We start from the raw sequence: 10,837 nt of genomic DNA, 5'->3' as shown, positions 1-10,837 counted from the left end.
CTTAGCCATTTTTATTATCAGTGCTGTGTGCATCCACTACCGTGGACGTGTGCGCCATAGCTTTTATCGTCAATTTTTTGACCATTCTACGCTTTTTGCACCGATCAATTTTTTAATGTATTCCTTTTCCAAAGTGCCGAACCAGCCGTATATTGATGCACAGCATTTTGAAGATTTAAAAGTTCTTGATGAAAATTGGCAAATGATCCGTGAAGAAGCGCAATCGCTCTATCAACGTGGTGGTATTAAGGCGTCTGATTCATATAATGACTTGGGTTTTAATTCATTCTTTAAGACAGGTTGGAAACGCTTTTATCTCAAGTGGTACAACTCTAGCCACCCATCCGCAACAGAGCTTTGCCCAAAAACGACCGCATTACTCAAAACATTACCAACCATCAAAGCGGCTATGTTTACCGAGCTTGCGCCACATAGCCGTTTGGTACGTCACCGTGATCCATATGCGGGATCGCTTCGTTACCATTTGGGATTGATTACACCAAACGATGATCGTTGTTTTATTGATGTCGATGGACAACGCTATTCATGGCGAGATGGGCAAAGTGTGGTTTTTGATGAAACCTATATTCACTATGCGGAAAATACCACTGAAGAAAACCGCATTATCTTGTTTTGTGATGTAGAGCGACCATTAAAGAATACTTTCATGCAGAAGTTCAACCATTGGTTTGGTAAAAATGTCATGACCGCTGCGAGCTCCCCAAATGAAACAGGCGATCAAACGGGTGGCTTAAACAAAGTTTTTGGTTACGTCTATCAGCTACGCATCAAAGCAAAGGCATTGAAAGCAAGTAACCGCCAACTTTACTATTTCCTCAAGTGGTTCATTATGATTGGCTTATTTTTCTTAATATTTGTGCGCCCTTATCTTTTTGACTAATATCACTTTGAAGTCAATCAAAAAAAGAAGTGTAACTAGTCACTTCTTTTTTATGCTCAGCAGATAAGCACGCTATTATTCTATAGTCGAAGAAGTTAATTTCTGATACAAGGCAACCGAACGAAGGTGTACAAATAGTACTGCGAGTGAAGTTAACGCCGTAGCAGGATTTAAATTCTCTGACTATACATTATCATATAAGCCACGCACCACTTCACCAATCACCGCAATGCCGTTCTCTAAGGTCGCATCATCTTGTGCAATACTCATACGAATACATTCATGTGCATGGCTGTAAGCTGCATTATCAATCCCTGGGAAAAAATGTTCACTAGGAATGATCAAGGTATTTTTCGCCTTTAAGCGTTGATATAGCTCTACGGTATTGATCGGTAAATCCTGAAACCAAATCCACAGGAAAATCGCCCCTTCAGGTTGATGAATTTTCATTGGATAATTGCCGAGTTCTTTTTTCAAACACGATACCGCAAAGTTGGCTTTGGCTTGATAAAAAGGTTGAATTTCCTCATCAGCAAGACGTTTTAATTCATCACTTTCAAGTAACGGTGTCGCAATCGCCGTACCAAAGCGTGTCGGTGAAAGATTGACAATTGCATTCATTGCGCTGACCGCAGAAACCACTTTTGGATCTGCCACAATGATGCCTGTACGTGTTCCTGGCAGACCAATTTTCGACAGGCTCATACACAAAATAGTGTGATCGTCCCAAGTCAGTTTGGCATCAGTATGGATAATATTGGGAAATGGCATGCCATAAGCATTATCAATAATCAGTGGAATATTATGTGCTTTTGCCAAATCCGAGAGCTTCGCCATTTCCCCATCAGTCAGCACATTGCCTGTTGGGTTGGTTGGGCGTGAACAGCAAATTGCGCCGATTTTTCCTTGTTTTAATTCAGGTAAATTGTTTAAGGCATCAAAATCGACATGATATTTAAAGAAACCTTGCTCGCCATTGTATTCGCTATCTTCGATGATCGGCTTTACCGCAACAAAGTGCTTTCCTGCGATATGTACATCGCTATAACCAATATATTCAGGCGCAAGTGGCAACAAAATTGACTTATCTTTACCATCGGCAAACTGCCCACCAAATAGATTAAATAAGTAAAAAAACGCATTTTGTGAGCCATTGGTCAGTGCAATATGGTCTTTAGAAATTCCCCAATCATAGTGTCGATTCAAGAAATCCACCAAAGCACCAATAAACTTAGCATCTCCTTTGGGATTGGAATAATTACCAATATTTTCAATCGCCGTCGAACCCAACTCGCCCTCAGCAAGCGACTTGTACACTGCTAGAAATGCACGATTCACTGCATCAATACGTGCAGGATTGCCACCACCGAGCATATTAATCGGTTGTTCACTTTTTAAGGCATCGCCAAGATCATCCATGAGTTGGGAAATGCCTGAGGGTTGAATAAATTTCTGCCCAAAATTTGAAAAGTTCATGCTGTTTCTTCTGTCATGTGCGATTCGCACGTTTCGCTAAAATAAAAGTCGAATTATAGCAAATTTCACCCTGTCAGTTTTTCTACAGTTTCAATTTTAAAAATTTGCCATAAATTTGCTCATCTATATAGCGATGCTCTAAAATTACGATTATTTTCTCATTTTGGCACTACCAATATGTTTACATCGTTTAAAACATCTTCCCAAGTCATCCTATTGATGTGTTCCGCATTGTTTTTATTCAGCGCATGCAGTGAACGCAAACCGATGACTGCAGAAGAAAAATGGCAACGCTTCTGTATCACTTATCAATCTGCTGCCTACAACATCATGTCAGATCGTCAACATCAAGTGACAGAACAACAAGCCATTGAACATGTTGAAAAAATCCAAGCAGGTGTAGAGCGTGATATGCTCATGACATTGGTCAAACAAGCACATCAAAGCCCTGCTTTTGATCAACAAGATGATAAAGAAAAAGCAATGGAACACTTTAAAGCAGGTAAATATCAAGCCTGTATGGCAAAAATGCCTGAATCAAGTGAAGATCAAAATGCCGATATTCCCACTGCAACAGCGCCATAATTCTTAAAAGTTAAACCGCAATGTGATCCATAAAAAAAAGCGCACAGTCTCGATGCTATGCGCTTTTCTTTTGCAATATAAAGAATATTCAAATCACCGAGTTTTCTTTTTTGCTTGGACTTCACGTTGAAACTCTGCCAAAGCCCAACCCAAACAACCACCCAGCAAACTGATTGGCAATGCTTCAGAGAAGCCAAATTGTAAAATTAGCAATGCGAGCAAGAAAAAAATCAAGCTAAAAGTACAGATATAAAGAACTCGTCGCATCATCATATACAGCCTAAAACAAGCAATCAAACCAAAACCACTATTCAAATAGCTTAGGCTGTACAAGACGACATGGACATTAGGCTTTTGTCGTACTTTTCGGGCTTTTAGACTAGACTTTAGGCTTATTTCAAAAAGCCATTTTGCGCTAGAAAGTCCATGCTAATATTCGAAGTCGCAGTCTGCTCTGCGGCTTTATCTCCGAGCATCAAGCGCTCGATATAACGTGCCAACACATCGACTTCAAGATTGACTTGCGTGCCTTGTTTCCAAGAGCCAATATTGGTGCGGTCTGCGGTGTGTGGAATCAAATTTAGACTAATCACATTGCCACGCAGATGGTTAATGGTCAGACTAATACCATCTACCGTGACCGAGCCTTTTTCCGCCAAATATTTTGCCAACTCCACTGGCGCAGTCACTTCAAAATACAATGAACGTGCATCTTCACGCACGAGGGTAATTTCACCCAGTCCATCGACATGACCACTGACAATATGACCGCCAAAACGTGTGGTTGGCAGCATAGCTTTTTCCACATTAACGGTTTGTCCTGCTTTCCATTGTCCAAGTGTGGTGCGATGCAGACTTTCTCTCGACACATCCGCCGCATACCAATCTTCACCAAACTCAATCACGGTCAAGCAAATGCCATTGGTGGCAATCGAATCGCCAAGATGCACATCGGACATATCCAGTTTGGTGTGGATTTTTAAACGAACGTCACCGCCAACAGTTTGTACACTTTGCACTTGTCCAACACTTTCAATGATGCCTGTAAACATAGATTGACCTATTTATTTTTTCATTGCGAATGCGCTGTATATGTGGGCGAACTGCCGAATTTAAAGCACATTCAATTTAGCGCATATTTAACGGCGAGAATACATCTACCACAATGCCAATTGCGTGCTACTGCCTGAGGTATCCACTCCACCGAGTTCAGCAAAATGATGCAATTGTCCCAAAAGCTGTCGTAGCGGTGGACCAGACTTGGCGTGAGTATCAGTAATCACGATAAACTCAAGCACCCTTGCCCGCTCAGACTGACGCTGTTTACTCACTCGGTAACGAGGCACATCTTGCGTCAATAGCGTGACTTTACCACGTGCCAAATTGGCTTGTAACAAGTCCACAGGGGAAATATTACCATCGGTACTATAACTGGTCAGGATAAAACGGGCATTGATGGTTGCCAATAATTTCTCATAGGCTTCTTGCGCATATTTTGAGGAATTATAAGCACTTGGACGCTCTTTGCGCCACGCACGATCAATGCCACTTTTAAAGCCTTTGGTATCAGGCGATGGTAAATCGACTTGATCCCACATGGTCAGCGCATTTAAAACATGATAATTACTGCTATAAGCATGTTGATTGTACGGTGGATCGAGGTATGCCACATCCACTTCAAAGCCTGTCATCTGATCGGCGAGATGCTGTGCATCCACGCACCACATTTCCGCTGCAGGACGGTTCGGATCGCCGACTTCACAGAATTTATTTGGGGAAAGCAGTAATAAGGAATCAATCCGCTCCAATGCAGTTTTAGTTTTCCCGCCCCAACCATGATGAAAACTTTTAAATACGCCACTGGTATTGCTGACAAAGCTTGCAGAATAAAGGAGTGGTGACAACAGTGCACTCATTTCCACACTATCAATCGTACCTTGCGCTTGCCACGTGGCGATCTGCTGACGCATCGCATCAAGGCGCATACCGTTGCGACGTTTGAAGAACAAGCGATCTCGACTCGGATCGTAGACATCATCATCACGAGGACAAAGATTGTGCGTCACCCATCCTTTCACAGCAGGCAAGCGATTCAGATAATCAATCGCCGCTTGATAACCACCCAATTGTTTAAACTCAGGCGCTTCGACACAAGATAACACCGCATGATTTAAGGCGTGGCTATAAGGTTCCCAATCGTTGGCGATGACACGATAGCCATTTTGCCGTGCTAGACGTGATACCACACCACTGCCCGCAAAGAAATCAGCAAAAATTGGCGCCGACTTGCCTTTTTTCGGCTGAAGCGTACCTGTCAGCTCCAATGCTTCCAAAATCAAATGGAGTAAACGCCGTTTATTACCCAAATACGGCACCAACTGATGAAATAGATATTCATCCGTGGTACGGGCAGCATGGCGACGTTTGTGATATACGGAAACTTCAGCGGTCATAGAACAATCAAATAGCGACAATCAAATGGGAGAAATTTAAACAGGCGTTTTCACAGGGCACCTCTAAAAACTTAGCGAGTAGTGTAAATTTTAAGGCGCACCTCGCACAGCAACCGCAGTGTACATGACGTACATGAGGATTGCGAGCAAGGAGCAACGCAGAAATTTACCTACGCAGGTGGTTTTTCGAAGTGACCTACAATGGGTTTTAGACGTAGTCGTATATCTTGTCCAATCTGCTTCACATCAAACAATTCAAAATCAATACTTTGACACATTGCATCGAAGTCAAATTGATTCAAGGCACGCGCCGATTGACCGAGATATTTTGGCGCAATATATTGAATGAGTTCATCGACCAAACCATCACGAAGAAAACTTGTTGCCAATGTCGCACCAGATTCGACCAACACATCATAGATTTGATATTGCGATTTCAAGGTTTGTAATAGTTCGGACAGCGATTGGACAGGCAATTGTATCACACCCAACGCTTCAAGTTCTGCTCGATATGGCGTCATCACCATTACCGTGTTTGGCTGATTGAGCAATTGTGCCGTCAGTGGCAGGCGACCTTGTCGATCTAACACCACACGATAGGGTTGCACGACTTGACTTAAATCAATCTCTGCACCTGTTTCCGCATCGATCAATTGACGCACATTGAGCTGTGCATCATCAGCGAGAATGGTATCTACACCAGTAATCACCACACCACTGATCGCTCGCCAATGCTGTACATCCTGCCGAGCTGCGTCACCTGTAATCCATTTCGATTCGCCCGAAGCCATGGCGATTCGCCCATCTAGGCTAGCTGCTACTTTCAATCGCACATAAGGCAAGCCACCCGACATGACTTTCATAAAGCCTTGATTTAATTCTAAAGACTCTTTTTCTAAAATGCCGACAGTCGTTTCAATACCTGCATCTTGTAAAATCTGCTGTCCTTTGCCTGCCACCAGTGGATTCGGATCAAGTATAGCAATCACCACACGAGCAATTTTGGCTTTGACCAATGCTTCTGCACATGGTGGTGTCCGCCCATAGTGGGCACACGGTTCTAAAGTCACATAAGCTGTTGCACCATTTGCATATTCGCCAGCTTGTGCCAAAGCAAACACTTCGGCATGTGAGCCACCGACTGGCGCAGTTGCGCCACGACCAATGATCTGACCATCTTTGACAATGACACAGCCCACGGCTGGATTTGGACGAGTGCGATATTGTGCTGATCGTGCAAGGTTTAATGCTTCAAGCATCCAAAATGCATCTTGACTTTGAGTGATATCATCTTGCATGTGGAATTACTCTATCAATTTCGGGCAACACAGGAGAACAATCACAGCTCACTATCTTTACGCAATTGCATCATCTCAATCTGCTCACGGAACGCATCCAAATTTTGGAAATCGTGATAGACCGAAGCAAAGCGCACATATGCCACATGATCCAATTCAAAGATTGATTGCATGGCGATCTCACCAATGGTCAACGATTTGACATCACGTTCACCTAGACGACGAATCTGCTGTTGAATATTGGAGAGTGTTTCTTCGATTTGCTCTTGGGTCACTGGGCGTTTTTGCAGGGCGTGCATTAAAGATCGACGTAGTTTTTGTTCATCAAATGGTTCGTTTTTGCCATTCGACTTAATCACACGAGGCATCACCACTTCATAGCTTTCAAAGGTGGTAAATCGTTCACCACATCGGATACATTCCCGACGGCGACGAATCTGCGCACCTTGCGCTGCTAGGCGTGAGTCAATCACTTTACTGTCTGAAGTATCGCAAAATGGGCAGTGCATAAGCTCAGTTTTTTCTGAATATTACATGCAGTGTAGCAAATTTTGGTGACTGACAGCTAGGTCAATCGCCAATGCGTGTGCGTATCGCTTTTAATTGAAATACATCAAACAAATTATTGTATTTCAAAACTCAATGTCGAGACGATATAACGGCTCTTATACGCTTTATCCTGATATTTACCGTCCTCTTCAACGGATTTACCCGCTTCAATCACATACAATCCTGTCCACGGCGTTTCTACGCTAAACTGACCTTTGTCATTGTTATAATAGGTTTTCGACCAACGGTTTGGTGCAAAGACGACGACTTCTTGACCTGATCAAGGCTTGCCATCATAGATTACGGTAAATTGCTTTGCATTTGTAGCAACAGGAACGATCTCCATTTCCATCGTCGCATTGCTATTTTGGCGTCCAGTCTTTGCTAAAAAGTTAATCAGCGTGTCTTCATAGAGCATATCTTGACTAACACAGACATCTTGTTCACCTGTAGTCGCATAAATCAAGTGATCTGTTTCAATTTTTGCTGAGTATTCTTTTGCACCTTGTTGTGCTTTTGCGGTGTTAAAGGTTTTCAGCGCGCCTGTTTGGTTTTCCAATTCTCCAGCGCTAAATTCGCCATAATATGCAAGTGTTTGGTTGTTTTCAGCAGGTGCCAACCACAGCATATGCGCTGAAGCATTGAGGCTAAGTAAGAGCGAAGTGGCGAATAAGCCGATTTTCAATTGTTTCATGTTGATTCTCTACACAAACTAAGGAATTTGATTGAGCACAAGACCAGCACACAACACTGAGAATCATTCACATTTATTAAAAAATTAAAGGCGCATTCTTTTTGCGCCTTTAGCGAAGCTAGGAGATAAAACTGAGCTTCAGTATTTGTTGCTTTAGAGTTTGCTTGATAGCTTACTTGCAAAGCGTGATACCGCTTGATAGCCCGTAGGTAATGCACGCTGTAAACCATCCAGAATCTTGGCATCATTACCAATCAAAACACGTGGCTTATTGGCTTTGACCGCATTCAAGATGGTTTGTGCAGCCAATTCAGGTGAGCAACGCAACAATTTATCAAATGATTTTGCCGAACGCACTGGATCCATGCCGATACTTTTTAGACTGTCGCTCATGCGCCCAGATTTCGCGATGTTAGTACGAATACCGCCTGGATGCACACAGGTCGCACTGACCCCAACATTTTGAATATCCAACTCTTGGCGAAGCGATTCGGTAAAGCCACGTACAGCGAATTTGGTCGCATTGTACGCCGACTGTGATGGCTGTGAAATCAAACCAAAAAGACTCGAGATATTAATAATATGACCGTCTTTGCTGGCTTTGAGATGTGGCAAAAAGGCTTTGGTACCATAGACCACGCCCCAGAAATTGATATTAACAATCCACTCAAGCTCTTCGTAGCTTGCACCCTCAGCGGTCGCCGCCAATGCCACACCTGCATTATTAAAAATCAGATTCACCGAACCATGATTTTGAACTGTTTCTTCCGCCCATGTATAGACTTCTTCACGATTCGCAACGTCGACATGCTTGGATGTAATGCGCACGCCATATTGTTTGGCTTGTTCAACAGTTTCTGCCAATCCTTGATCATTCACATCGCTCAGTGATAAATTACAGCCTTGTTTTGCTAATAAGATTGCCAATTGCTGACCAATACCCGAACCTGCACCTGTTATGGCTGCGACTTTATTTTGAAAATTTTTCATTGCGAATCCTATTCCTTGATCTGCTGAGGATCATTTTACTTTGATCTTTTTGACCGATACTTTGCACTATAGTTTTGACAATTTGCATTGTCAATGTATTATTTAATCGATTGTGTATAATGCAATGTCAGTTTTTTATGATGATTCACTTTTTAGTTAAGGCAGTCCATGACGTCTAAAGCATTAAAACAACTAACACCGACTTCAGATTCGTTGGATCAAAAGCAACTCGAAACAACTCTCGAGCGATCTGCTACGCCTGATGAAAATCAGCCCACAGGTAAAGACAACGCAAACGATAGCAATAAAAAAACTACGCCTTCCCGCCAATTCAAAGGCATGTCCTTAGAACAACGCCAAAATATGCGCCGTGAAAAGCTGATCGAAGCAGGGCTTCAAGCCTACGGTACACATGGATTTTTCTCGGTCACTGTGAAAGATATTTGTAGAGAAGCCAAACTGACCGAGCGCTATTTTTATGAATCCTTTAAACGCAGTGAAGAGCTGTTCAAAGCTGTCTATCTCAATCTCCTGGATGATATTCAACGCAAGATCGTAGAAGCTGTGATGCAGAAGTCACCTGACCTACAGCAGATGATTACAGCGGGTTTAAGTGCGCTACTGAATAGCTTACGTGATGATCCACGAACCGCACGGATTTTATTTGTCGATGCGGTACTGGTGCATGAGTTGCACGGCGATACCATTCATGAGTCGCACGCACGTTTTGACCAAACCATTTTTAACTTTTTGAATATCGTGTTCCCTGATCAGCAAGAAAATAAGTCACAAATTTCGTTGATTGCTTCAGGCTTGAATGGCTATGTCGTTCACATTGCAATGCGTTGGGTTTTAAGTAATTTTAAACAGCCTTTTGAGCAAGTTTTAGAAGCGTGTAGCCTTGCTTATCTTGGCATTTATCAGCAATTTAATTATTTGCATCCGACCAAAAGCGAATCTTGACTTCAATTGGTCTGAATTAAAACTTAATTAAAATCATGATCATGAATTGTTTCATTACAATTTTATGTAAATTATCTGTATAAATTTTCATCATTGCAATAATATTGTCATATTCTCGCTTTGTAATATACCTGTCATAAACAATACGGCTAATCGTTGAATTTTCATCATTTCAAGCGTCTTAGCCCAAAATATAAAATAGGTTGATATTGTGAAAGATGAATATATTCTCATCGTCGATGATGAGCTTCCAATCCGTGAAATGATCCATACCTCGTTGGATATGGCAGGTTATCAATGCCAACAAGCAGGTGATGCACAGCATGCCCATCAGATGATCGTCGATCATCGCCCCGCACTGGTCTTACTCGACTGGATGCTACCCAATGGCGTCAGTGGTATTGATCTATGTCGCCGTTTAAAGCGTGACGAAAGCCTCTCTGAAATCCCAGTCATTATGCTGACCGCACGTGGTGAAGAAGACCATAAAGTGCAAGGCTTAGATGCAGGCGCAGATGATTATATGACCAAACCATTCTCCACTCGAGAATTGGTGTCACGTATCAAAGCCGTTTTGCGTCGTTCAAATGCCCTAAAAGGCGAAAAAAGCATTGACGTCAATGGATTATTGCTTGATCCTGTCAGCCAACGTGTGAGCTTTGAAGGCACCAGTCTTGAGATGGGACCGACAGAATACCGATTATTGGCATTCTTCATGACCCACCCAGAACGTGCTTATACTCGTGCACAGTTACTCGATCAAGTGTGGGGCGGTAATGTCTATATCGAGGATCGAACCATTGACGTACACATCCGTCGTTTGCGTAAGGTGTTAGAACCTTTTGCTGCAGATCGTTATGTGCAAACTGTCCGTGGAACAGGCTACCGTTTTTCTTCCCGAACTGATATTGCGGTGGGCTAATCCTGC

At 42.7% G+C, this 10,837-nt stretch carries 12 protein-coding genes; 4 read left to right on the top strand and 8 right to left on the bottom strand.

Translation table 11 applies throughout. The features are described 5' to 3' along the window. Positions 1–901: lipid A hydroxylase LpxO (gene lpxO / locus ACE3PQ_RS10840; RefSeq protein WP_374297761.1), on the top strand; the 901-nt coding region annotated here is incomplete at its 5' end. Between the two features lie 183 nt (positions 902–1,084). Here the strand turns inward: lpxO and ACE3PQ_RS10835 are convergent. Further along, positions 1,085–2,377 carry a valine--pyruvate transaminase gene (locus ACE3PQ_RS10835; protein WP_374297754.1) on the bottom strand — a complete coding sequence of 431 codons (1,293 nt, stop codon included), beginning with the start codon at positions 2,375–2,377 and terminating at the stop codon, positions 1,085–1,087. A gap of 267 nt (positions 2,378–2,644) precedes the next feature. On the opposite strand from ACE3PQ_RS10835, the gene ACE3PQ_RS10830 reads away from it, so the two are divergent. Continuing rightward, a complete protein-coding gene (locus ACE3PQ_RS10830; protein ID WP_374297750.1) occupies positions 2,645–2,962 on the top strand; it encodes a hypothetical protein in 318 nt (105 codons plus the stop codon). Positions 2,963–3,055: 93 nt separating this feature from the next. Here the strand turns inward: ACE3PQ_RS10830 and ACE3PQ_RS10825 are convergent, their stop codons facing one another. The 7 genes from ACE3PQ_RS10825 to ACE3PQ_RS10795 all read right to left on the bottom strand — a co-directional run bounded on the left by ACE3PQ_RS10825 (position 3,056) and on the right by ACE3PQ_RS10795 (position 8,946). Next, positions 3,056–3,184, bottom strand: a complete 129-nt coding sequence (locus ACE3PQ_RS10825) for a hypothetical protein (protein WP_374297747.1) — start codon at positions 3,182–3,184, stop codon at positions 3,056–3,058. 170 nt (positions 3,185–3,354) lie between these two features. After that, positions 3,355–4,014: a riboflavin synthase gene (locus tag ACE3PQ_RS10820; RefSeq protein ID WP_374297742.1), complete on the bottom strand. Its 660-nt coding sequence runs from the start codon at positions 4,012–4,014 to the stop codon at positions 3,355–3,357. Between the two features lie 105 nt (positions 4,015–4,119). Next, entirely contained in the window at positions 4,120–5,415 is a 1,296-nt protein-coding gene (locus ACE3PQ_RS10815) for a DNA adenine methylase (RefSeq protein WP_241569938.1), read from the bottom strand. 170 nt (positions 5,416–5,585) lie between these two features. Further along, the gene (ribD, locus tag ACE3PQ_RS10810; protein ID WP_374297737.1) at positions 5,586–6,713 is read right to left on the bottom strand and encodes a bifunctional diaminohydroxyphosphoribosylaminopyrimidine deaminase/5-amino-6-(5-phosphoribosylamino)uracil reductase RibD; all 1,128 of its coding nucleotides are present in this window, start codon (positions 6,711–6,713) and stop codon (positions 5,586–5,588) included. 41 nt (positions 6,714–6,754) lie between these two features. Beyond that, positions 6,755–7,222, bottom strand: coding sequence for a transcriptional regulator NrdR (gene nrdR, locus ACE3PQ_RS10805; RefSeq protein ID WP_374297735.1), 468 nt, complete (start codon positions 7,220–7,222; stop codon positions 6,755–6,757). 320 nt (positions 7,223–7,542) lie between these two features. Continuing rightward, entirely contained in the window at positions 7,543–7,956 is a 414-nt protein-coding gene (locus ACE3PQ_RS10800) for a hypothetical protein (RefSeq protein WP_374297732.1), read from the bottom strand. 153 nt (positions 7,957–8,109) lie between these two features. Beyond that, a complete protein-coding gene (locus ACE3PQ_RS10795; RefSeq protein ID WP_374297728.1) occupies positions 8,110–8,946 on the bottom strand; it encodes an SDR family NAD(P)-dependent oxidoreductase in 837 nt (278 codons plus the stop codon). Positions 8,947–9,285: 339 nt separating this feature from the next. Here ACE3PQ_RS10795 and ACE3PQ_RS10790 point away from each other — a divergent pair, with 339 nt between their 5' ends. Further along, on the top strand, positions 9,286–9,909 hold the full coding sequence (locus ACE3PQ_RS10790; RefSeq protein WP_374297768.1) for a TetR/AcrR family transcriptional regulator: 624 nt from the start codon (positions 9,286–9,288) through the stop codon (positions 9,907–9,909). Between the two features lie 211 nt (positions 9,910–10,120). Then, positions 10,121–10,831 (top strand): phosphate regulon transcriptional regulator PhoB, encoded by a 711-nt coding sequence (phoB, locus tag ACE3PQ_RS10785; protein WP_374297724.1) that lies wholly within the window; start codon positions 10,121–10,123, stop codon positions 10,829–10,831. Positions 10,832–10,837: the final 6 nt, after the last annotated feature.

This window comes from Acinetobacter sp., assembly GCF_041911495.1.
GTDB lineage: Bacteria > Pseudomonadota > Gammaproteobacteria > Pseudomonadales > Moraxellaceae > Acinetobacter.
The sequence above is the reverse complement of the archived record's forward strand: the minus strand, read 5'-3'. Positions and strand labels throughout refer to the sequence as shown.